Origin of the sequence: Paenibacillus mendelii, from assembly GCF_024498075.1 — a bacterium.
Taxonomy (GTDB): Bacteria; Bacillota; Bacilli; order Paenibacillales; family Paenibacillaceae; genus Paenibacillus_Z; species Paenibacillus_Z mendelii.
Genome location: NZ_JANHOF010000001.1, coordinates 1,208,226 through 1,230,429 on the forward strand (window position 1 = coordinate 1,208,226; position 22,204 = coordinate 1,230,429).

Below are 22,204 nucleotides of genomic sequence, written 5' to 3' on the forward strand. Positions count from 1 at the left end.
TTTTCATTTTCGTGTTAGGATGCATGCTTACTCGGTACAACTGCAATGCGATTGACCGGTACATTAAGCCCCTTCTCCACCGCATCTAGCACGAGACGCCGTACGGTTCCGTTCTCGGCGCCCTTGGCGACGATGAGCACACCCCGGATCTTCGGCTTGATGCGCTTGGTGATAAGCGGAGACTGGCCGCCTGAAGATTCATACAAGACAACTTGCCCATCCTTTGTCGTCGACGTGATGTGGCGTTTGCCGCCATTCTTGTCATTCTCGTCGGTAATCTGCTGCGTTTCCTTGTCATTGCGGCCGACGATAATCTCTTCCGTTGAATCCACGGTGACCAGCACGGTCACCGATCCTACCCCCACGATCTTTTCCAATATATCTTTCAGCCGGTTTTCCAGCGGGTGCTCGATCGCCTCGAACGAGGATCCTTCCCCTTCTTTACCGCCGAGGAAAGTCGTCTGATCGGAAGGAGCGGCAGCCGGCTGTTCCGTGGTAGGCTCGACGGTCTGAAAGGTCAGTAAGGAATTCAACAGCATAAGCGCGACTCCGAGTGCTCCGACCAGCAGCAGCCAGCGCAGCGTCTTCACCCGCTTAGGGCCACCCGGTCCGCCGCCAACGAGCTTCTCCAGCCCTTCCAGCCATTTGGCCACGGTACTCACTCCTTTCTTATTCAGGACGCTCTCCCGGTGCTGGAACCATCGCCGGTGGCGATACGAACACGTACCAGATCCGGCGGAACCGACCAGCCTTCATTCAGCACCCGCCTTATGACTTCCGCGGTTCTCCCATCAACAAGCGAATATCCCTTGTCAGCGGTCTGCCTGGCATCAGCATCATCGGAATCGTCCGGATCTACTTGTACGAAGACCGAAACCGAATCAACAGGCTCGACGGGTTGTACTTCCTTGTTAGAATCCGGAGTCGCTGAAGTGCCAGCGCTCTTAGAATCCGTATCTGTTCCCCCGGGACTGTGATCTGAAGCTCCGGGGTCGACCTCCGCACCATTATCTTCCATGCTGTCGAGTGTTACTTCAACGCCTTGCAGGGAAGCCGGTTCGGTCTTCCCATCGCCTTCCAGGCGTACCGACACCGACATCACCTGGAGGCCGGTTCCCCGCTCCAGCGCTTCACTCATGGCGGCAGCCAGCTGCTTCTCCGTCAGCGCTGCCGCTGCCGCTTCCTGCTTCCGTCGCAGCGCATCCGCATCCCGTTGAATGTCTTCCAGCGTCGGCATCTTGAATTCCTTCGACGGCGGGGCTTTGAGCCAGTTTTCGAAACTAGCATTCAGCCGTGTATCAAAATCGCCCTGCAGCAGACGAATGATCGGCGACAGCAGCGTCAGCAGAATGATGAGTCCCGCTACCAGCCTCACATAGCGCTGCATCGTTTTGTTGGGCAGCAGCAGATCGATGAGTCCAGCCAGCAGCACGACTGCAATGATCTGCTTCAACCAGGTGGCAAGCCATGCCAGCATCCGTCTTCCCCCTTTAGCTCAGCGTATCATCACGGCGGCATTTCCTGCCGTCAATATGATCGTGACCGCGAGGAAGAACATTAAGCTGACAGCAGCCAGCGCGGCGAAAACATAGATAAGCGTTTTGCCTATCGTTTGCAAGCAATCGACAATCGGGCTGTCGCCGAGCGGCTGCATAATGGCTGCCGATACGTTATATATCAAGGCCAATGTCAATATTTTTATGGCCGGGAAGGCACATAGGAAGATGAGGATGATGACCCCGGCAAGACCAATCGCATTCTTGACAAGCATCGAAGCCGACATGACCGTGTCCGCAGCGTCGGAGAAGGTCCGGCCGATGACAGGCACGAAGTTCCCGGCGATGAACTTGGCGGTCCGCATCGTGACGCCATCGGTCACGGAGCTAGTCGCCCCTTGCACGGAGATGACGCCCAGAAAAATGGTCAGCATGATCGCCATCAGCCCAACCCCGAAGTTGCGCAGGACGTTCGCGAGCTGCGTTACCTTAAACTTATCCGTCAAGGCGCTGGCGATGTGCAGCACGGCGGAGAAGAACAGCAGCGGAAACACGACCGTATATATAACCGTCCCAACCGCATGGATCATGAACACGATCAAGGGATGCAGCACCGAGACCGTAACCACGTTGCCCATTGTAGCCAGAAGCGTGAGGAGCAGCGGAATCATCGCCATCATGAATTGAATCATGCCGCTGATCGCGTCCTTCGCATATCCGATAGCCACATTGAAGCTGTTCACCACCAGAACGATCATCACCATATAGGTAATGCTGTAGGCCACCTTGCTGACGGCATTGCGCTCGAACGCCGTTTGCAGCGTTTGAAGGATCATGCTGAAGACGGTGAGCATGACGATGGTGATGAGCAGCTTGCCATTGTATAGCACCTCATGCAGGACATACCGCAGCAGCCCGGTCAGCACCGTTGTCAGCTTGAGCCCCTCGCCGCCGGGGAGGATCATCTCCATAAAGCTCGGCACTTTGCTATCGGGAAACAATCCGCCATACTCCTTCATGAGCTTGTTCCAATAGGCTTCCACCGCTTCAGTATCGATCCCGCGCAGCTGCTCGTCCGCCAAGCTGGCCGTTACGGACGCTGTTCCTTCATCAGGGGGTGCGTTCGCGCCCTGGCCTCCGGCAGGCTGCTGCTGCCGGTCAGGCGTATCGGCAAGCGCCGCAGCCGATCCCGGCAGAAAGGCGAGAATTGCGATCCAAAGCGCCGCTTGCAGCGCCGCAATCCGGATAAGACGCTGCAGCATGCTCTCAACTCCCCGCCGGCAGCAGCCCGATCACGGTCTCGACGATGACTCCGATAATCGGGACCGCCATGACGAGAATGAGCACTTTGCCGGCAAATTCAATTTTTGAAGCGACACTTTCCTGACCCGCGTCCCGTACGATTTGAGCACCGAATTCTGCGATGTAGGCGATACCGATTATTTTCAAAATCGTCTTCAAGTAGATCGACGGAATGCCTGAACGGTCTGCAAGCTGCTCAAGCACGCTGATGACCGTTTCGATCTTACCGATCATGTACAGGAAGATGAACAATCCGGTAAATGCGGCGAGCAGGAAGGCGAACATTGGCTTTTGTTCCCGAACGACGAGAATGAGTATGGTCGTGATCAATCCGAGCCCGACGATTTGTATGATTTCCATTCGGGTTTCACCTGCCTTGGCTGAACGGGTCTTCTCACTGAAACAGAAAAATCGATTTTATTTCTTGAAACAGGTCATTCAGCAGCCGAACGACCATGAACAGGACGACCACAAATCCGATTAAGGTAACCCAGTGCGACATATCCTCTTTGCCCATCTGCTTAAGAACGGTGTGAATCATTGCGATAATAATGCCGATTCCCGCAATTTGAAAAATGGCGCTAACATCAATGTTGTTCATTCAACCGGCACCCCACTAAACGATCAAAATGACGACTAGTGCGGCGACGAGGACGCCCAGACTTTTGCACATCTTCTCGTAGCGCGCTTGATCGTCCCGAGCCGCGTCCTCTTCCGCCTTCAGCTGCTGCACAGCGAGCCGCAAATGTTTGACTTGATCATCGCGGTCGCTTATGCCAAGCGCCGAACCGAGCCGGATCAACGCCGCCTGCTCTGAATTTTTCATCGCCGTACCGGGCCAGTGCTTCGTTAGCGCTCGTTCCCAGCATTCGCGGAAGGTCAAACCCTCACTCTCGCCCTCGGCCAGCAGCCGGCTCACGCTTTGAAGCAGCCCGGCGATCGGCTCCGGCAGATGAGCGGCAGAATTCGTTACCGCCTCGGGCAGCGGCGTGTACCCGTATCCGATCTCGGTTTCCAGCCTCTGAAGCGCTTGAATGAGCTGGCGAATCTGACGCGGCCTGGCCGCGAACCTCGATGCCTGATGAAAACCGATCATCGTTCCGGCAAACAAGATGAGCACAGCCCCGATCAGCTTAACCATGGGCACCGCCCCCGCCGGTATAAGTAGGCTCTCTTGCCGTAGGCGCCCGGCCGGCGGGACGTGCCGCCACAATCCGGCTTGTCATTCCAGCTGAGCCGCGCTGCAGCTCGACACATACGGCGAATGCCCCAGCCTCAAGCAATCTCCTCAGAACCGGGCGCCCTCTCGCATCATCGGCATCCTTGGCATGTGCGGTGGCGATGACTGCAATCCCTGCATGGCAGGCGTCGAGAATGGCGTCGGCATCCTCCGGCCGTCCGATTTCGTCCACAACGAGTACATCCGGTGACATGGAGCGAAGCATCATCATCATCCCTTCTGCCTTGGGGCATGCATCCAGTACATCGGTGCGCGGGCCGACATCGAAGGTCGGCACCCCTCGAACGCATGCCGCAATTTCGGACCTTTCATCCACAATGCCGACTTTGCGGCCGATCCAACCGGCCGCTGCCGGATGCCCCCATGCGCCACTACTAACCGCTCTGGCCAAATCGCGCGCAATGGTGGTCTTTCCCTGCTGCGGAGGGCCAACGATCAGCGCCGGGAGTACAGACCTGCGCCCGAAGTCGAGCAGCTTGGGCAGCACTTTCGCCGATGCGCCCTTCACTTCGCGAGCGATCCGCAGGTTGAAGGCCGCAACATCGCGAATGCCCCGAACGCTGCCGCCCTCCAGCACCGTTCTCCCTGCAATACCGATCCGATGTCCGCCCGCCACGGTTATATACCCGCGCCGAAGCTCTTCTTCCATGGCATAAAGAGAGTGGTTCGTCACTCGTTCAAGCAGCCTGCGGCATGTGTCGCCCGTCGGCTTGTACGCTTCTTCCGGACGCGCAAGCAGACCGCCGTCTTGTCCGATGAAGTAAAAGCCGCCTTCATAGCCGATTTCGAGCGGTCGTCCTTCCCGTATCCGAATTTCTTCAACCGTATCCTTCACCCCGGCAGGCATGCGCTCCAGTATGGAAGCGAGCTCCGAGGGCAGCAGGTGAACGACGCGTACTAGCATAAGAAACCCTCCCGGAATTCAACTTAACCGCTATTTGCAAGTTTCATAGACCGATACTCGTAAAAACAGCTCTCTTGCTACCAATTCTATGCGGACAACCCGTTCAATATGACTCATTCAGACGTCTCCTAGTAGAAGCTTTGCTACTTTTTGAGAATACCGATTAACAAGCACGCGACTCCGCCTGTGATCCAGGCCAGCTTGTCAAACGACAGCTTATCCGACATCCCGACAAGCCCAATCGTTGTCGTTGTAATGAGAATGAGCGGCCCGACCAAGGCAAGCGAGGCATTGACCGCCAGCGCTTTGTCGATTTGATTCATTCGCAGCATGAGCAGCGCCGCGCATATTTCAATCGTTCCGGATAGGACGCGAAGCGAAGCCATACTGAGCACGATTTTATTCAGCATCTCTCTATCTCCTTTCCTTAAAAGTGTCTCTAGTACAGCCTATGCAGGCTTGTCTGTTGTTCATGCCCATTGCTTACAAACGTTTGAAGATCATCGTCAACCGGGCACACGCCCTGCTTCATCTGCATATATTGCTCTTGTCATTCCGATGACAATCCACGAATGAATCGACAAGCGAGGAGATTATTATGAAATTCATCCCCCGAGCTACGTGGCCGGCAGCGCTGAATGATCCAAGCGGAAGGCGCGTAATGCCGCACGTTTCCACAAATGAGAGCGACGCGGACCGGTCCGCCGGACGCGGGCAAACCATGATTATTGATAAGGGTCTCGGCAGGCATGCCTTCGCAGACCTGATTGAAACAGCGGGCAGCTACACCGATTGCATTAAATTCGGGTTCGGCACAGCCCCCCTCTACCCGACCGATCTGCTGCTGTCTAAGATCGAGCTTGCGAAGCGGCACGATATCATTGTCATGCCAGGTGGCACGCTGCTTGAAACAGCCGTTCAGCAGGGTTTAACAGCTGAATTCTTCGATACGATATGCAGGCTTGGCTTTAACGGCATCGAAGTGTCTGACGGAACGATTGAGCTTTCGCGTAAATTGCGCACGGAATTAATTCGCGAGGGTGTAAAGCGCGGTCTTCGAGTGGTTACAGAATATGGGAAGAAGCTTTCAGGCTCCGTAGTCGATGCAACCGCTCTCGCCTTGACTGCTGAAGCAGACTTGATTGCCGGTGCGAAGCTTGTTACGGTCGAAGCCCGTGAATCCGGTGTCGGCGTTGGCCTCTTTGACGAGCAAGGCGCATGCCGCGATGATGTTCTGGATACGTTATGCCGTGTCCTGCCGAACGTAGAGTTGATCATGTGGGAGGCGCCTCTTAAGCATCAGCAGGTTCTCTTTCTACAGACGTTCGGGTCAGACGTTCATCTAGGCAATATACCGCCAACCGAAGCTTTAGCACTGGAAACCATGCGGCGCGGCTTGCGTTCCGATACATTCGAATTCGGCCTGCAGAAGCAGGAGCAAGGGCTTCATTATATGATATAGAAAGATGGCATCGCCCATGGGACAATGTAAGAGGAAGGCGGATAAGAGCAGCCATGCATATTGAAGTCATCTCTAACGTGAATGAGGCGAGGGCTGACCGGATTACTCACCGGACTGCTATCGTCATCGATGTGTTGCGTGCGACCAGTACGATTGTGACGGCATTGGAAGCCGGCGCTGCGGGTGTCCTTCCGGTGGAAACCGTCTTGGAAGCCCGTGCGCTGCAGCGGCCGTATGATCTATTGGCCGGCGAGCGGTTCTGCCGCAAAATCGCCGGATTCGACCTCGGGAACTCCCCCCCGGACTTCATCCCAGAAACGGTCAAGAACCGGCGGGTTATCCTAACGACAACGAATGGGACCAGGGCGATGCAGAAAGCGCTTCGCGCCGACACCGTCCTTGCCGGGTCATTGATGAATGGCTCGGCAGCTGCCCGAGCCGCGATCGATTTGAAGCGTGATCTTGTGCTGATCTGCTCAGGCAGCCATGATGAATTCGCGCTAGAGGACGGATTATGCGCCGGATTCATCATCGATCGCCTCCAAGCCTTCAGCCAGACCCCTGCCGAAGTCGACGATTTTGGCAACGCCATGCTTGGTTTCTATCGAAGCACGGCAGGCCGCTTATCCGAGGCGCTGTTAGGGAGTGCGACAGGCAGGCGCTTAGCCAAAATGGGCTTTGCCCGGGATATCGAACAATGCGCAAAATCGGATTGCAGTGCTGCGGTCCCCAAACTTCAAGGTGATACACTCGTTCTCGGGTGACATATCGGGAGAGCTTGTTCCATACAATGGAGTATGGACGCCGCAGCAAGGTCATTGCGGCGATGCTGAACAGTTCGGGGGAGCAGACAAGCATGAATGGGCAAATCGTATTGGTTGTTCTCATTATCATCGGATTGATTGGCCGTTCGCCGATCATCTCGACGGCGGCATGCGTGCTCTTAGTCGTTCAACTCGTCCATCTGGAGCGGTACCTGCCGACGATCGAGCGGCGCGGGTTGGAGCTCGGATTGCTGTTTCTCACCTTCAGCGTACTTGTTCCCTTCGCTTCCGGACGGATTCAATCCAAAGAGATTATCAGCGCCCTCACCTCATGGCCGGGTATTCTCGCGCTGACCGGCGGAGCACTTGCTACGTATGTGAATGGTAAAGGTCTGGAAATGCTAAAGTTCGATCCCCAGCTTATTGTCGGTCTGGTGGTAGGCTCTATTATCGGCATCGTTTTTTTTCGCGGCATTCCCGTTGGCCCCTTGATGGCGGCAGGCATTACGGCCATCCTCTTCAAGCTGTTCAGCTTCATTGCAGGCCGTTTCTAGAAGGAAGCCGTCCGAAAAAGACAACCCACCAGCAGTACGTGCCCTGCCAGGGCGGTTTAGGAATGAATAAAGGGAAGGCTCGGGAGCAGAATCATCTGCTCCCGAGCCTTCCCTTGCTTCCTGCATATGAATTATTATCGGCGATCTTGAGGTCCGCCTACGAATGCTTGCTCCGCCGTGTCGAGACCGTATGCGGTATGGAGGGCACGGACAACGTCCTGTACCGGCTCCGCTGCAATTACACATGATACCCGTATTTCCGATGTACTGACGAGCTTGATGCTAATACCGAGATTCGAGATTACATCGAACATCTTGGCCGCTACGCCCGGGTTGCTAACCATTCCAGCGCCCACGATCGATACTTTCACGAGATCTTCCTCGGAATTCACTTCGCGGAAAGGCACTTCGCCGCGGATGCTCTCTACAACCGCAATCGCTTTGTCTTTGTCGCCGAGAGAAACGGTGAACGAGAAATCGGCTTTGCCGTCCTGAACTCCGCTCTGAACGATGATATCCACGTTGATTTCATTCGATGCAAGCGCGCCGAATACTTTGGCGAGGACGCCAGGAATATCCTCCACGCCCAGAATGCTGATTCTTGCTACGTTCTTGTCATAAGCGATGCCGCGTACGGTGACTCCCTGCTCCATGACCGTTTCCTCCTTCACGCTTGTCCCTTCGTTCTGCGTAAAGCTCGAACGCACGACTAGACGTACATTATATTGTTTCGCATATTCTACCGCGCGTGGATGCAGAACAGCAGCGCCCAAATTAGCGAGCTCCAGCATCTCGTCGTACGAAATCTCATTCAGCTTGCGTGCGCATTTCACAATCCGCGGGTCCGTCGAGTACACGCCGTCCACGTCGGTATAGATCTCGCAGACGTCGGCGTTAACCGCCGCTGCAAGCGCAACAGCAGTCGTATCCGACCCGCCGCGTCCGAGTGTCGTGATCTCGCCGTCTACGGACATCCCTTGGAACCCTGCGACGATAACAGCATGGCCTTCTTCGAAGGCTCTAAATATCCGGTTAGGATCAATATCCGTTATACGGGCTTTACCATGTACAGCTTCCGTACGAATTCCGGCTTGCCAGCCGGTTAATGATATGGCGGTATGGCCAATTTGATGAATGGCCATCGATAAGAGGGCAACCGATATTTGTTCCCCCGTCGTGAGCAGCATATCCATCTCGCGTGCCGGCGGATTCGAATTAAGCAGCTTAGACTGATCGATCAGATCGTCTGTCGTATCTCCCATCGCCGAAACGACGACCGCGACGCGATGACCGGCTTCTTTATAATCGGCAATCCGTCTGGCGACACGCTGCATCCGCTCGGTCGAGCCTACGGAACTGCCGCCGAACTTCATTACAATCAACGACAACGCAGATCCACTCCCCATGATTCTATTCCATCACAAAATAAGATTATAGCACATTTTTACCGATTTGGGTATGAAAAAACCGTCCGGACAGCTGCCCGGACGGCTCTTCATTCAATCTTTGCGATACTACGCGCGCGAGATATATTTGCCTTCACGCGTATCAATCAGAAGCACGTCACCCTCATTAATGAACAAAGGCACTTGAAGGCTGAGACCTGTCTCAACCGTCGCGTTCTTCGTTGCGCCTTGAGCCGTATTGCCCTTGATGCCCGGCTCTGTCTCAACGACTTTCAAATCGACGCTGTTCGGCATCGTAATCCCGATGATTTCACCTTGGTAGCTGGCAATGTTCACCGTCATGTTTTCTTTCAGGAAGTTAAGCTCCCATTCGAGCTGCTCGCGTTCCAGGTTGAACTGATCGTAGGTCTCATTATCCATAAACGTGTACTCGTTACCGGAGTTATACAAGTATTGTACGGCACGGTTCTCCACGTGAGCACGGCCGATATTTTCACCTGCACGGAAAGTCTTTTCTACCGTGTTGCCGTTACGCAGGTTCTTCAGCTTGGAGCGAACGAACGCTGCGCCTTTTCCTGGCTTTACATGCTGGAACTCAAGAACGGTAAAGATGTCGCCATCCACTTCAACGGTAAGGCCTGTTTTAAAATCATTGACTGAAATCACTAAGATTTCCCTCCTAAAAGTAGTGGCGCAAAATGGCGTCCAACCTAAAATTTTAACTTAATTGGTGAAGTTCCTTGGTAGAGGCGGTCAGCAGAGAAACGCCGCTCTCCGTAATGACAATGTCATCTTCAATTCGTACTCCGCCGAAGCCCGGCAAGTAAATGCCAGGTTCTACCGTGACCGTCATCCCCGGCTGCAAGACAAGCTCCCCTGTCTTGGATAAACGAGGCGCTTCATGAATTTCCATGCCGAGCCCGTGGCCCGTTCCGTGGCCGAATCGGTCGCCGTACCCGTACCGGGTAATAACGTCGCGCGCCAGCGCATCGGCTTCCCTGCCCGTCATGCCAGGTTTAATACCGTTTAGCGTGGTCAGCTGCGCTTCAAGAACAATGTCATAAATTTCGCGGTGCCGCTCTGTCGGGGTACCCACGACTACCGTGCGCGTCAGATCGGAGCAATATCCGTTCATATACGCGCCGAAATCCAGCTTGACGAATTCATCCTTGCCGATAATCCGGTCACTTGCGACACCGTGCGGCAGCGCAGACCGTTCACCGGAAGCGACGATCGTCTCGAAGGAAGAGGATGTCGCCCCTTTACTTCTCATGAACATTTCCATCTCCAGCGCGATATCGCGCTCACGGACGCCGGGTTTAATATACCGGAGGATATGCGTGAATGTCTCGTCGGCGAGTACAGCCGCTTCCCGCATGATGGCAAGCTCATCCTCGTCCTTGAACATGCGGATTTGCTCGACTAGGGAGGAGGTCGGCACGAGCTCGAGGCCGGTTAAGCTCTTCTGCCAAGACGCGTACTCCCCGAATACGACATGATCCTGTTCGAATCCTAGACGCTTGATGCCCGCTGCTGAAGTTAATTCAACTATCGTATCCATCGCACGGATACCGTGCTCGATTACGGTAAATCCGCCCGCCTGCTGAGCGGCTTGAGAGCCGTAGCGGAAATCTGTTACGAGCCAGGCTCCCGACGCTGTCAACAGAACCATTCCCGCTGAGCCCGTAAACCCGCTTACATAGCGCCTGTTAACCGCACTTGCGATTAACAGCCCGTCCAAGTTCAACTCCATTAGCTTAGTTCTGATAGCTGACACACGTTTATTCGACATACAACCACCCTTTCGGCATGCCGCGGCTAAAGGAGGAGCAAATTACCCTTCGCCTTGCTGCGACTGAAGATGCTGCACGAGTGCCGATAATCCCAGCACATAGCTTTGAGCGCCGAAGCCCGCAATTTGCCCGACTGCAACCGGCGCGATCACGGACAAGTGCCGGAACGCTTCCCGCTTATGGATGTTGGACATATGCACTTCAACGACGGGAATAGCAACTGTGCTGAGGGCATCGCGCAAAGCGTAACTGTAGTGCGTCAACGCGCCGGGATTGATCAAAATCCCCGACACTTTGCCATAAGCTTCATGAATGCGGTCAATCAGGAAGCCTTCGTGGTTGGATTGATAGAACGACGTTTCGACACCAAGGGATGAGGCCGTTTCTCTGACGGCCGATTCAATATCCGAGAGCGTCGCCGTACCATAAACACCAGGCTCGCGTACACCGAGCATGTTTAAGTTCGGTCCGTTCAAGACGAGTATGGAATGCATAAATACCTCCCGGCGCATAAGTCAATTGACATTTTACCACAAAGACCCACGCTTTGAGAAGTAGCTGCCTAGGCCAAGGGAGGGCTCGGCTTCAGAAGGCTTCAGAAGGCTCCAGCCGGCTCCCTGCTCGCTTCGTCATGGAACTCAAACGCGATTGTATAGCCGATGAACAGTCCCCACAGCACGTAAACCGATATTTCCGTCGCTATCGTGTCGTACCCAATCTTGTTGACCCGCTCCGTCAAGTTCATTAGCGGACCGATCCCGATAAAGATTATCAACCACCATATGGCCCCATATAAAATCCCCCACCGCGGTCCGGATAATCGTCCGAAAACCAGCATATACAAATACGTCGCTACAATGGAAAAAACAATAAAGCTGCCTATGCCGGCCACTTGCCCCCAGCCTGTCTTCAGAAAGGCGTGCCGGAAGAAGGGTTCGATGAGAAAGCCGGGAATCACTGTCGTAAAATGGATGTTATAAAGCAGCCAATGAACCACTCCCCAGAAAAGCCCCGCAAAAAAACCGAGTTTAAGTCCGTAGAGAACCCGGTTCGTCCGGTACGGCCGCTTATGTTTAAACCGTTTTCTTGATAGCTGCATAGCTAATATCCTCCATATGTAAGCGTCATGACGAGCTTATCTGTCCTAGTATGCGCAAAATCCGCGGTCATAATCGTTTGCTTGCGCATGATATAGCGGAAACGTTGCCACTCGCAATCAAGCCGTGAATCAAGTACAATAGATGAAGATGACGTTACTATATTTCAACTATTTTATTTGATCAAAGGATGGTGATTCGCCCTTGTCGCAGGACACGCGAAACATTTATGGGGGACAAGCGGTCATCGAAGGCGTCATGTTTGCCGGCAAACATGTAAACGTTACGGCGGTTCGCCGCAAGAACGACGAGATCGTCTTCTATGAAGTACCACGCACCACGAAGCCATGGATTCAGAAGCTGAAGAAAATACCGCTGCTTCGCGGAATTGTAGGTATTTTGGAATCGAGCGCCAAAGGCTCGCAGCATTTGAACTTTTCCATGGAGGCATACGCAGAAGACGAGTACGCGGACGACAAAGACAAAGTGAAAGAAGAGCCCGTGGAGAAGAAGAAAGAAGAGAAGAGCGGCTGGAGCCTGAGCATGATCGTCGGGGTGGCCGTCGCGGGAATTATTTCTTTTATTGTCGGAAAACTTATTTTCACCGTTGTGCCGGCAGCTGTAACTGAATTGATCTTTGGACATGACAAGATGAATATAGTAGTTAACAACCTCATTGAAGGTCTTATCAAAATCGTATTCCTGCTTTCGTATCTTTATATCATCTCGTTGACGCCGCTGATTAAACGGTTGTTCCAGTATCACGGTGCCGAGCATAAAGTGATAAGCGCATATGAAGGCGGAGTCGATCTAACCGTGAAGAACGTTCAAAGCTTCACGCGTCTTCATTACCGGTGCGGCAGCAGCTTTATCGTGTTTTCGGTCATTGTCGGCGTTGTAATCTACTCGCTCCCTATCTTTCACTGGGACTCGATGTGGGAACGCATTTATTTGAGAGTTCTGCTGCTGCCCGTCGTGCTTGGCGTTTCCTATGAAACGCTCCGGTTTACGAATGCGATGCGCGACATGCCGCTCTTAAGATCGCTTGGTTACCCCGGTCTATGGCTTCAGAAGCTGACCACGAAAGAACCGACCGACGAGCAAGTAGCCGTATCCATCGCTTCTTTCAGCAGAATGCTTGAAATCGACCGTCAAATGGGTAAGTCAGCTTAAGACCTGGTCAAGTATCGGAAGGAAAGGGTGAGGGTCATGCCTCGAAAAATGAGTCCATTGTTCATCTTCATTCTCACGCTCGCCGGTTTGGGTCTTGTTTATCAAATGATCTTTTTTCCTGGTAAGCTTCTTATTCCTGTCGTTGTGCTGGGCGTCATCTTTCTGGCGTATATGCTGCAGCAGAAGGGCCCGCGCGTCAAGCAGCGGACCAAGTCCGCGTCCCGGCGCGAGCAGCCAAGCAGCAAGCCGAAGACGCGTAAGACGGTACCCTTTCGCGTCATTGAAGGCGGCAAGGATGACGACAACCTGCCGAAATATCATTAGCTTTTTTTGAACGCACAGCAATCAGGCTCATCGAAAAATTCGGAGGCAGCTTCATAGCCGGAGCAAAACAGCGCATCGCTTTCTTCTTTCGATAGATGAAAATCCGTCGTACGGATGCCCAGCGTCGGAATCTTCACCGTCCGGTCCCTGTTCTGCTTCTCGATATATCGTTCATCATGAGCCTGAAGCATCGTCTCGAACATGGCTTGAAACATCGAAACCGGACCTCGTATGATACGGGGTTCGGTTTCGTTCTTTCCGACCATCTGATACCCGATCGTAGCAATCGGATGATCCACTCCCCGCTGCTCCGTGTCAAACATCCACAAGGGGAAGTTGCTCAGCAGACCCCCGTCAACAATATATGCCCACACCTTCTTTTTTCCATTCCGCAGTAAGCTCCGTTCATTCATTCGAATTCGGACCGGGTCGAAGAAGTAGGGAATACTCGTACTCATTCGAACTGCCGCAGCCACAGGCATTCGCATCGGATCCAATCCGTAATTCTTCATATCATCGGGAAGGACGAGCAGCTTGCCGTTCGTAATATCGGACGCCACGATCCGAAGCTTATCCTTGGGCAAATCCGCAAAGGTCCGCACCCCCTTCTCTTCAAGCAAACGCGTCATCCAGAGCATCAACGCTTCTCCGCTGTATAAGCCTTGCTTGACGAAAACCCGGATCGCAGGTCCGATCACATTAACCCGATACAAGCCGCCGCGCTTCAGGAAGGACCGGAATGGTGTCGTTTCGATGATATCCTTCATCTCCAACGCGTTGTAGCCAGCAGCAAGCAGTGCAGCGATAATTGAGCCGGACGAGGTGCCGGCCAGCCTATGAAATGCAATTCCCCGCTCTTCTGTTGCGCAAACGGCTCCTACAAGCGATATGCCCTTCACGCCTCCACCCTCAAACACCGCATTAATGCTAGTCATGGCACCCCTCCTATGCGGTTGACGGCCGCCCGAAAAAACAGCCGTTGACGCTAGTGATGTATATGCGGCACCAGCTTGACTAAAGCCCATCCGGCTTCACTTGGGCAAGTGGAGGATAATTAAAAACCGCCACCCCTGAATGGGTGGCGGTTCGTGTTCAATCCTATTCGTTATCGAGTTCGGTACGAATGGCTCTGAGCTCTTCCATTCGGCTCTCATCTTTCTGGAAGTAGGCAACAAGCGTTTCGATGCATGTAATCGAATCCCAGCTCAAGTGATGCTCGATTCCTTCAACATCCTTATAAATATTCTCCTCCTGCACCCCGATGAGCGTCAGGAAAGATTCGAGAAGCTGATGCCGGTCAACGAGGCGTTTGCCCATCTTCTTCCCTTTGTTTGTAAGGACGAGTCCACGATACTTTTCATATATCAAATAGTTGTCCTTATCCAGTTTCTGGATCATTTTGGTGACGGATGAAGGATGGACTTCAAGTCCCTCCGCAATATCGGAAACACGTGCATATCCCTTTTCGTCAATGAGCTTATAGATTCGTTCCAAGTAGTCTTCCATGCTAGGCGTCGGCATCGAAAGAACCTCCATTCCACCTTACAACATTCGATAATGCTGTTGTTTGTTCGTCTGCTTCTGCCCGATTTATGTCCAGACCGTGCGTTGCTCTTAGTATCATACACTGACGGGCAGGCCTGTCGCAACCTGTACACGGAACTTTCCATGATTGTTTGTAGCGTCCTTCACACAAACTACGTTTAGAAAAACTGCGCAATCGTCATGAGGAGGCATTCGACAATGAGCACGTCCCAGATCGCATCACCGGGATCCCGGAAGGTTCACGATTCCTTCGTACCCGAGCTCGTTTATTTTGAGCCGGCCGCCCTCGACTATCCGAAAGGACAGCACATTATGGAGTGGGTCAAGGATAAGGGAATTCCTTACCGGATGACCTCCTCCCATAACAGAATCACGAATTTGCCGGGTGATACGGAGCAGCAAAAGTACAAGATCGCCAAACGGACGCTGGTTGTCGGCCTCCGCAAAACCTTGAAATTCGATACATCCAAGCCTTCAGCCGAGTATGCCATCCCAATTGCAACAGGCTGCATGGGGCATTGCCACTACTGCTATTTGCAAACCACGCTGGGGTCGAAGCCTTATATCCGGGTCTATGTAAACACAGATGATATCATGAATGCGGCCAAAGCTTACATCGATGAGCGCGTTCCGGAGATCACACGCTTCGAAGCCGCCTGCACTTCCGATCCGGTCGGATTAGAGCCTATCACGGGAAGCTTGCGGGAATTGATCGAGTTTATGGCTGAGCAGGAATATGGCCGTCTCCGCTTCGTGACGAAGTTCCATTATGTCGACTCGCTGCTCGATGCGCATCATAATGGACACACCCGCATTCGTTTTAGCTTGAATAATAAGTATGTCATTCAACAATTTGAGCCTGCGACATCCCGCTTCGAGCAGCGGATCGAGGCAGCGGCCAAGGTTGCCCGAGCCGGGTATCCGCTTGGCTTTATCATTGCCCCCATCATCTGGCACGAAGGATGGGAGGATGGCTATGCCGAGCTGTTCGAAGCGCTGCACCAAGCGCTCCCACGGGACGTTTCAAGCGGATTGACCTTCGAGCTCATTCAGCATCGCTTCACGAAAACGGCGAAAGGCGTCATCGAGAAGCGTTACCCGCGAACGAAGCTGGAGATGGATATCGAGAAGCGGAAATATAAATGGGGGCGCTGGGGGCAAGGCAAATATGTATACCCCAGTGAACAAGCAGAAGCGCTCCGCATGTTTATCTCGGAGCGCATCTTTGACCATTTTCCGGATTCGACGATTGATTATTTCACTTAAAACTTAAGCCATTCCGGTGTGATCGAATTCAGCCAGACCGTAATCTTGGTCATCTGATCGGTAAAGAGCAGAACGCCCATCAGCAGCATAATGGCACCGCCGATCTTCATCATGGTCGCGGAATACCGGACGATCCATCTTGCAGATCCGATGAAGAAAGCAAGCACGAAGAACGGAATGGCGAAACCGAGCGCATACGCAGTGGTCAGCTGGAACCAGGTTCCCGGCTCCGAAGCGGCCAACGCCAGAATGGAGGCAAGGATCGGACCCGTACATGGCGACCATCCTGCCGAGAAGCCTATTCCGAATATGAAGGAAGCCAGATAACCGGACTTGTTCAACTTAAGCGGCAGCTTGCGTTCCTTAAGCAGCATCCAGGGTTGAATGAGTCCGATGAGAATTAACCCCATCAAAATGATAAGAACGGCAGACAGCTGGCGGATAAGATCTTGATAATCGGCGAATAAGTCCGCAAAGGCGTTCGTGCCATAGCCTAATGTGTAATAGACGACCGAGAAGCCCAAAATAAAGAAAAGCGTATGGGTCATCGTTCGTATCCGTATTTGTTTGCCGGGCTTCTCGCTCTTCAAATCGGTTACGGATACGCCGGTTATGTATGATAGATAGGATGGATAGAGAGGCAGACAGCAAGGCGAAATGAATGAAGCGATACCTGCCCCAAAGGCAATGATCACATTCACATCCGACATGAACAACCCTCCTAAAAGTTTTGTGAGACCTTTCGCTTCCGAAGGAACGATTCGAGCAAAACTCACTTCGAAAGCATCGGCTTAAGTTTTGTGAGACCTTTCGCTTCCGAAGGAGCGATTCGAGCAAAACTCACTTCGAAAGCATCGGCTTAAGTTTTGTGAGACCTTTCGCTTCCGAAGGAGCGATTCGAGCAAAACTCACTTCGAAAGCATCGGCTTAAGTTTTGTGAGACCTTTCGCTTCCGAAGGAGCGATTCGAGCAAAACTCACTTCGAAAGCATCGGCTTAAGTTTTGTGAGACCTTTCGCTTCCGAAGGAGCGAATTCGAGCAAAACTCACTTCGAAAGCATACGCTTAGTTTTGTGAGACCTTATCACATTAAGTACGAAGATTCCGTCTGAATGTGAGCAGCAGCAGCAGCACGGCAATTAATAGCAGTACGATCGTTCCACCCGGTGCTAAGTTCCACACACCTGCGATCAACAGGCCTCCCACGACCGCCAATTCAGCGATAATCACGACGGTTACGATGCTTTGACGAAAGCTTCGCGCAATGACAAGACTGCATGCGGTAGGAATTGTTAATAGTGCAGATACAAGCAAGGCCCCGACAATTTTGATCGACACGCTAATGACGAGCGCCGTTAGAATACTAATCATCATATTGAAGTACTTTGTTGGCAGGCCGCTCACCGCCGCGGCATCCTCATCAAAGGTAAGCAGAAACAATTCTTTGGCATGCAGGATGACCGCAATCAATACAATGACCGTTACAATGCCGATAAGCAGCAGGTCGATATCGTCGAGCGTGTATATACTACCGAATAAATAGCTGTTTACGCTGACATTGAAGCCCTTACCAAGCGTAAAGAGGAGAGAAGCCAGCGCAACACCGCCCGACATAATGATCGCGATCGATAGCTCGGCGTAGGTCTTGTAGGCCTTCCGAAGCTTCTCGATCGCGAATGTTGCCGCCAGTGCGAATACCAGTCCGACTCCTATTGGATAAACACCGATGAGAAATCCGAGTGCTACGCCGGCAATCGATACATGAGCCAGCGTGTCCCCAATCATCGACAGCCGCCTCAGCACAAGAAAGAGTCCCATCAGCGGGGCCGTAACCCCGATCAATAAGCCCCCGATCAGCGCCCTCTGAAAAAATTCACTCGTTACGATTTCCAACCCGCTACGCCCACTTTCTCTTCCGCGGTCAACTGACGCAATCCCGTCAACCCATGTGTCAGGTTCGTCTCCACACAATCCTCCAGATCATGTGAATGCTTCACGAAAAATTTCAACTTCCCGCACTCGCTCTTCGGTTCCTCCCCGATATAGGAACGAATCATATCCATATCGTGAGAGACCATCAGAAATGTAATATTATGATGCTGATGCATATGCTTGATCAAATGAAAGAACCCCTGCTGGGTCTCCACATCGATGCCAACGGTCGGCTCGTCCAGAATGAGCAGAGCCGGATTATTAATTAGAGCCCTTGCCAGAAAAGCGCGCTGCTGCTGCCCGCCGGAAAGCTGTCCAATCCGCTTACCCGATAAATCCTCAATATTCATCGCATGCAGCGCTTCCTCGCATTTGAGCTGATCGGCCTTCGTGATTCGGCGAAACAGCTTGCCGCGTCCGTATAAGCCAGACAGCACGACCTCGCGAACCGTTGCGGGGAACAAAGGGTTGAACGCATTCTTCTGAGGGACGTAACCAATCCGGTTCCATTCTCGAAATTCCCCGATCGGTTGACCGAACAGCTTGATCGTACCGCTGTCAGGCTTGATTAGACCGACGATCATCCGGAGCAGTGTCGTCTTGCCAGCACCATTCGAGCCGATCAGCCCAACAAAGTCGCGTTCCTGTATACCAAAATTAATATGCTCGACGACAGGCTTTTGTTGGTAAGCGAAGGATACGTCGATCAACTCGATTATATTCTGATGACATATGGGCTGGTAGATTTGCTTGAATTCGGTTGCCACGCTATCCTTCCTCCCGTTCAAAGTGAAATTATCATTCCTTCTATTGTAATGCTTGGAGTAAATTTTGCAAATTTGCGGTCATGAGCGAGAAATAATCATCGCCGTTCTTCTCCTGATCCGGCGTCAGCCCCTCCAGCGGGTTCAACACAAGTGTCTCCGCATCGGCCTCTCGAGCCAGCGTTCTGGCCAGCTCATCCGAAACCAGCTCTTCGAAGAAAATATACTTTACGCCGTTTTCCTTCACAAACTTTGAAATATTGAGCAAATCCTGTGCTTTCGGCTCGGCATCAGGCGATAATCCCATTATTGACACTTGGTTGAGTCCATAGTCTCTGGCCAAATAGCTAAAAGCATGGTGAGAAACGACGATATCCTTCTTCGGTGCCGCGCCAAGCTTCGCCGTATATTCGTCATCCAGCGCGTTCAGCTTCGTCTCCAATTGCTTGTAGTTCGCTTCATAATCCGCCTTGTGGTCAGGGTCAACGAAGCTCAAGCTGTCCAGCACATTGGCAGCCATGATCTTCATCGATTTCGGGCTAACCCAGGTGTGAGGATCGTGATGACCGCTTTCTTCCTCTTCATGATTCGCTTCTTCTTCATGTCCGTGATCATGGCCATCCTCAGAATCGCCCTCAATCAGCTTAATTCCATCGCTCGCTTCCCTCGTTACCAGCTTGCTGTCTTTACGCAATCCTTGAAGAAAGTCGTCCGTCCATCCTTCGAAGCCCGCACCGTTGTACAGGAATAGCTGTGCATTGGAGGTTGTGTCCAAATCCTGACTCTTCGGACTCCAATCATGGGGCTCCACACCGGCTGGTATAAGATTAATGACATTCGCTTGCTCGCCGCCAATTTGCTGTGCCAAGAAATATAACGGATAGAAGCTTGTCACGACGTTGGTTTTCCCTTCCGCAAGCTTGCTTTCTTGGCCGCTTCCACAGCCAGCCAGCACGGTTGTCATGATCATAAGCATCACGGCCGCCATTGTTCCATATCGTTGAAAACGCATGTTAATCCTGCTCCTCATTCTGCTTATTCGTAATCGTAACTATTACGTTATAGATTATATAGGCCGTGGGCACAGCTGTCAACGACAAACCGACGGCGCATAACACACCGTCGGTCCATGTTCATTCTTATTTCACAATTGCGCCGTTCGGCATATCTCCAGGAACGGTAGCCAGCGTCAGCTGATCGCCAACCGATGCGGCAAGAATCATTCCCTGCGACAGCTCCCCGCGCAGCTTGACCGGCTTGAGATTCGTGACACAGATCACTTTGCGTCCGACCATCTGCTCCGGCGTGTAAAATTTGGCGATACCGGAAACTACCTGCCTCTGCTCATAACCCAGATCCAGCTGAAGCTTCAGCAGCTTATCGGCCTTCTTGACCGGCTCGGCCGCAATGACCTGCGCGACGACCAGTTCAACCTTGGCGAAATCATCAATCGTGATTTCTTCTTTAGGCTCAGGCGCTTCGGCGATAGCTGCCGGAGCGGCGGCTCCCTCCTGCTGAGGCTCCTTGGCCTCCTCCGCCGAAGCTGCACCGCCATTCATGCTTGCCGCAATATAAGCGACTTCCTGCGCAACGTCAAGCCGCGGGAAGATCGGCTCGGCCTTCGAAACTTGCGTGCCGTCAGGCAGGAGACCGAACGTTCTCGTACTCTCCCACGTGGACAACTCGCCTTCCGCAATGCCAAGCTGTCTGCGTATTTCACGCGGCGCATTCGTCAGGAACGGCTGCAGCAGAACCGATATGATGCGCAGCGACTCGGCAAGATGGTACATCGTCGATGCAAGCTCATCCTTCTTCGCTTCATCCTTAGCCAGCGCCCACGGCTGGGTCTCATCAATGAATTTGTTCGTTCGCCCAATAAGCTGCCATATCGCGGTGAGTGCGATCGAGAACTCCATCTTTTCCATCGAAGCTTCTACTTGCTCAGCCGTACCGGCGGCAAGTGCAGACAGCGAAGCGTCGAATGCCGTTACGCTGCCATTGTAAGCTGGAATAGCTCCGCCAAAATACTTGTCGATCATAGCAATCGTCCGGTTCAGCAAGTTCCCTAGGTCATTGGCCAGATCGTGATTGATTCGTTCGACGAAGTTTTCCGGTGTAAACATGCCGTCTGCACCGAAAGGGACTTCCCGCAGCAGAAAATAACGCAGCGCGTCAAGGCCGTATCGATCGATCAGCATGACGGGATCAACTACATTGCCCTTGGACTTCGACATCTTGCCATCCTTCGCCAAAAACCAGCCGTGAGCGAACACTTGCTTCGGCAGTGGAAGCCCTAACGCCATCAGCATGATTGGCCAATAGATGGTATGGAAGCGAACGATCTCCTTACCCACCAGATGAACGTCAGCCGGCCAGAAGGTATCAAACTTCTTCGCATCCACGGAACCGTAGCCGAGTGCGGTAATGTAGTTGGACAAGGCATCGATCCAAACATACACAACGTGTTTCGGATCGCCCTTCACCTTGATTCCCCAATCGAAGGTTGTACGGGATACGGCCAGATCTTCCAAGCCCGGCTTGATAAAATTGTTGATCATCTCATTCTTGCGGGATTCCGGCTGAATAAATGAAGGGTTATCTTCATAATATTGCAGCAGCCTGTCTGCATAATTGCTCATCCGGAAGAAATAGCTCTCTTCCTTCACCAGCTCCACAGGACGCCCGCAATCCGGACAGTTTCCGTCCACGAGCTGACGCTCAAGGAAGAACGATTCGCACGGCGTGCAGTACCAGCCTTCATAAATACCCTTATAGATGTCACCCTGCTGCAGGAGGCGATCGAAGATCTCGACGACAATGTCCTTATGCCGCTGCTCGGTTGTACGGATGAAATCATCGTTGGAGATGTCCAGCTTCTTCCATAGTTCCTTGATCGTCACGACGATATCGTCTACGAACTTCTGTGGGGTCTTGCCTTTCTCCTCTGCTTTACGTTCGATTTTCTGGCCATGTTCATCCGTCCCGGTCAAATACCAGACTTTGTAGCCAAGCAGCCGCTTATAGCGTGCCATAACGTCGCCCGCTACCGTCGTATAGGCGTGACCGATATGGAGCTTGTCGCTCGGGTAATAAATTGGCGTTGTAATATAGAACGTTTTGTTTGCTTCGCTCATGAGAGAGCCCCCTTCATTAATGGTAGAACTGCATGTGCATATAGTTGTA

The 22,204-nt window shown here is 52.7% G+C and carries 26 protein-coding genes; 6 read left to right on the forward strand and 20 right to left on the reverse strand.

Translation table 11 applies throughout. The features are described 5' to 3' along the window. Window positions 1–14 precede the first annotated feature (14 nt). From spoIIIAG to NNL21_RS05525, 8 genes are all read right to left on the reverse strand, one after another. Window positions 15–653, reverse strand: coding sequence for a stage III sporulation protein AG (spoIIIAG, locus tag NNL21_RS05490; protein ID WP_204816406.1), 639 nt, complete (start codon window positions 651–653; stop codon window positions 15–17). 20 nt (window positions 654–673) lie between these two features. After that, complete coding sequence (gene spoIIIAF / locus NNL21_RS05495) at window positions 674–1,477, reverse strand: stage III sporulation protein AF (RefSeq protein WP_204816407.1); 804 nt, start codon at window positions 1,475–1,477, stop codon at window positions 674–676. An 18-nt stretch (window positions 1,478–1,495) separates the two neighbouring features. Further along, window positions 1,496–2,758 carry a stage III sporulation protein AE gene (gene spoIIIAE / locus NNL21_RS05500; protein ID WP_204816408.1) on the reverse strand — a complete coding sequence of 421 codons (1,263 nt, stop codon included), beginning with the start codon at window positions 2,756–2,758 and terminating at the stop codon, window positions 1,496–1,498. A gap of 4 nt (window positions 2,759–2,762) precedes the next feature. Next, complete coding sequence (gene spoIIIAD, locus NNL21_RS05505; RefSeq protein WP_204816409.1) at window positions 2,763–3,158, reverse strand: stage III sporulation protein AD; 396 nt, start codon at window positions 3,156–3,158, stop codon at window positions 2,763–2,765. Between the two features lie 34 nt (window positions 3,159–3,192). Next, window positions 3,193–3,399 (reverse strand): stage III sporulation protein AC, encoded by a 207-nt coding sequence (gene spoIIIAC, locus NNL21_RS05510; protein WP_204816410.1) that lies wholly within the window; start codon window positions 3,397–3,399, stop codon window positions 3,193–3,195. A gap of 15 nt (window positions 3,400–3,414) precedes the next feature. After that, window positions 3,415–3,939: a stage III sporulation protein SpoIIIAB gene (spoIIIAB, locus tag NNL21_RS05515; RefSeq protein ID WP_204816411.1), complete on the reverse strand. Its 525-nt coding sequence runs from the start codon at window positions 3,937–3,939 to the stop codon at window positions 3,415–3,417. After that, window positions 3,932–4,942 carry a stage III sporulation protein AA gene (spoIIIAA, locus tag NNL21_RS05520; RefSeq protein ID WP_204816412.1) on the reverse strand — a complete coding sequence of 337 codons (1,011 nt, stop codon included), beginning with the start codon at window positions 4,940–4,942 and terminating at the stop codon, window positions 3,932–3,934. The genes spoIIIAB and spoIIIAA overlap by 8 nt, the downstream gene beginning before the upstream one ends. A 143-nt stretch (window positions 4,943–5,085) precedes the next feature. Then, the gene (locus NNL21_RS05525; protein ID WP_204816413.1) at window positions 5,086–5,352 is read right to left on the reverse strand and encodes a YqhV family protein; all 267 of its coding nucleotides are present in this window, start codon (window positions 5,350–5,352) and stop codon (window positions 5,086–5,088) included. Between the two features lie 188 nt (window positions 5,353–5,540). Here NNL21_RS05525 and comA point away from each other — a divergent pair, with 188 nt between their 5' ends. The 3 genes from comA to NNL21_RS05540 all read left to right on the forward strand — a co-directional run bounded on the left by comA (window position 5,541) and on the right by NNL21_RS05540 (window position 7,722). Then, entirely contained in the window at window positions 5,541–6,404 is an 864-nt protein-coding gene (comA, locus tag NNL21_RS05530; RefSeq protein WP_256555057.1) for a phosphosulfolactate synthase, read from the forward strand. A 53-nt stretch (window positions 6,405–6,457) separates the two neighbouring features. Continuing rightward, window positions 6,458–7,168 (forward strand): 2-phosphosulfolactate phosphatase, encoded by a 711-nt coding sequence (locus NNL21_RS05535; RefSeq protein ID WP_204816414.1) that lies wholly within the window; start codon window positions 6,458–6,460, stop codon window positions 7,166–7,168. 92 nt (window positions 7,169–7,260) lie between these two features. Continuing rightward, window positions 7,261–7,722, forward strand: coding sequence for a DUF441 domain-containing protein (locus NNL21_RS05540; protein WP_204816789.1), 462 nt, complete (start codon window positions 7,261–7,263; stop codon window positions 7,720–7,722). A gap of 134 nt (window positions 7,723–7,856) precedes the next feature. Here the strand turns inward: NNL21_RS05540 and NNL21_RS05545 are convergent, their stop codons facing one another. From NNL21_RS05545 to NNL21_RS05565, 5 genes are all read right to left on the reverse strand, one after another. Further along, complete coding sequence (locus tag NNL21_RS05545; protein ID WP_204816415.1) at window positions 7,857–9,110, reverse strand: aspartate kinase; 1,254 nt, start codon at window positions 9,108–9,110, stop codon at window positions 7,857–7,859. Window positions 9,111–9,236: 126 nt separating this feature from the next. Beyond that, on the reverse strand, window positions 9,237–9,794 hold the full coding sequence (gene efp / locus NNL21_RS05550; protein WP_204816416.1) for an elongation factor P: 558 nt from the start codon (window positions 9,792–9,794) through the stop codon (window positions 9,237–9,239). A 52-nt stretch (window positions 9,795–9,846) separates the two neighbouring features. Then, on the reverse strand, window positions 9,847–10,920 hold the full coding sequence (locus NNL21_RS05555; RefSeq protein WP_204816417.1) for a M24 family metallopeptidase: 1,074 nt from the start codon (window positions 10,918–10,920) through the stop codon (window positions 9,847–9,849). Window positions 10,921–10,962: 42 nt separating this feature from the next. Then, a complete protein-coding gene (gene aroQ / locus NNL21_RS05560) occupies window positions 10,963–11,415 on the reverse strand; it encodes a type II 3-dehydroquinate dehydratase (RefSeq protein WP_204816418.1) in 453 nt (150 codons plus the stop codon). A gap of 101 nt (window positions 11,416–11,516) precedes the next feature. Next, entirely contained in the window at window positions 11,517–12,020 is a 504-nt protein-coding gene (locus NNL21_RS05565; RefSeq protein WP_204816419.1) for a YqhR family membrane protein, read from the reverse strand. A gap of 256 nt (window positions 12,021–12,276) precedes the next feature. On the opposite strand from NNL21_RS05565, the gene NNL21_RS05570 reads away from it, so the two are divergent. Continuing rightward, entirely contained in the window at window positions 12,277–13,191 is a 915-nt protein-coding gene (locus NNL21_RS05570) for a DUF1385 domain-containing protein (RefSeq protein ID WP_204816790.1), read from the forward strand. A 36-nt stretch (window positions 13,192–13,227) separates the two neighbouring features. After that, window positions 13,228–13,515 (forward strand): hypothetical protein, encoded by a 288-nt coding sequence (locus NNL21_RS05575; protein WP_204816420.1) that lies wholly within the window; start codon window positions 13,228–13,230, stop codon window positions 13,513–13,515. On the opposite strand, the gene NNL21_RS05580 is transcribed toward NNL21_RS05575, so the two are convergent. After that, window positions 13,512–14,450: a patatin-like phospholipase family protein gene (locus tag NNL21_RS05580; RefSeq protein ID WP_204816421.1), complete on the reverse strand. Its 939-nt coding sequence runs from the start codon at window positions 14,448–14,450 to the stop codon at window positions 13,512–13,514. The genes NNL21_RS05575 and NNL21_RS05580 overlap by 4 nt on opposite strands. A 163-nt stretch (window positions 14,451–14,613) precedes the next feature. Continuing rightward, a complete protein-coding gene (gene mntR, locus NNL21_RS05585; protein ID WP_204816422.1) occupies window positions 14,614–15,036 on the reverse strand; it encodes a transcriptional regulator MntR in 423 nt (140 codons plus the stop codon). 222 nt (window positions 15,037–15,258) lie between these two features. On the opposite strand from mntR, the gene splB reads away from it, so the two are divergent. Next, window positions 15,259–16,326: a spore photoproduct lyase gene (gene splB, locus NNL21_RS05590; RefSeq protein ID WP_204816423.1), complete on the forward strand. Its 1,068-nt coding sequence runs from the start codon at window positions 15,259–15,261 to the stop codon at window positions 16,324–16,326. Here splB and NNL21_RS05595 read toward each other — a convergent pair. The 5 genes from NNL21_RS05595 to metG all read right to left on the reverse strand — a co-directional run bounded on the left by NNL21_RS05595 (window position 16,323) and on the right by metG (window position 22,155). Then, the gene (locus tag NNL21_RS05595) at window positions 16,323–17,036 is read right to left on the reverse strand and encodes a cytochrome c biogenesis CcdA family protein (protein ID WP_204816424.1); all 714 of its coding nucleotides are present in this window, start codon (window positions 17,034–17,036) and stop codon (window positions 16,323–16,325) included. The two genes, splB and NNL21_RS05595, sit on opposite strands and share 4 nt — an antisense overlap. Window positions 17,037–17,414: 378 nt before the next feature. Beyond that, window positions 17,415–18,218, reverse strand: coding sequence for a metal ABC transporter permease (locus tag NNL21_RS05600; RefSeq protein ID WP_204816425.1), 804 nt, complete (start codon window positions 18,216–18,218; stop codon window positions 17,415–17,417). After that, window positions 18,206–19,024 carry a metal ABC transporter ATP-binding protein gene (locus tag NNL21_RS05605; protein WP_256555059.1) on the reverse strand — a complete coding sequence of 273 codons (819 nt, stop codon included), beginning with the start codon at window positions 19,022–19,024 and terminating at the stop codon, window positions 18,206–18,208. The genes NNL21_RS05600 and NNL21_RS05605 overlap by 13 nt, the downstream gene beginning before the upstream one ends. A 40-nt stretch (window positions 19,025–19,064) precedes the next feature. Then, window positions 19,065–20,033: a metal ABC transporter substrate-binding protein gene (locus NNL21_RS05610; RefSeq protein ID WP_204816426.1), complete on the reverse strand. Its 969-nt coding sequence runs from the start codon at window positions 20,031–20,033 to the stop codon at window positions 19,065–19,067. Window positions 20,034–20,160: 127 nt separating this feature from the next. Then, a complete protein-coding gene (metG, locus tag NNL21_RS05615; protein ID WP_204816427.1) occupies window positions 20,161–22,155 on the reverse strand; it encodes a methionine--tRNA ligase in 1,995 nt (664 codons plus the stop codon). Between the last annotated feature and the right edge of the window lie 49 nt (window positions 22,156–22,204).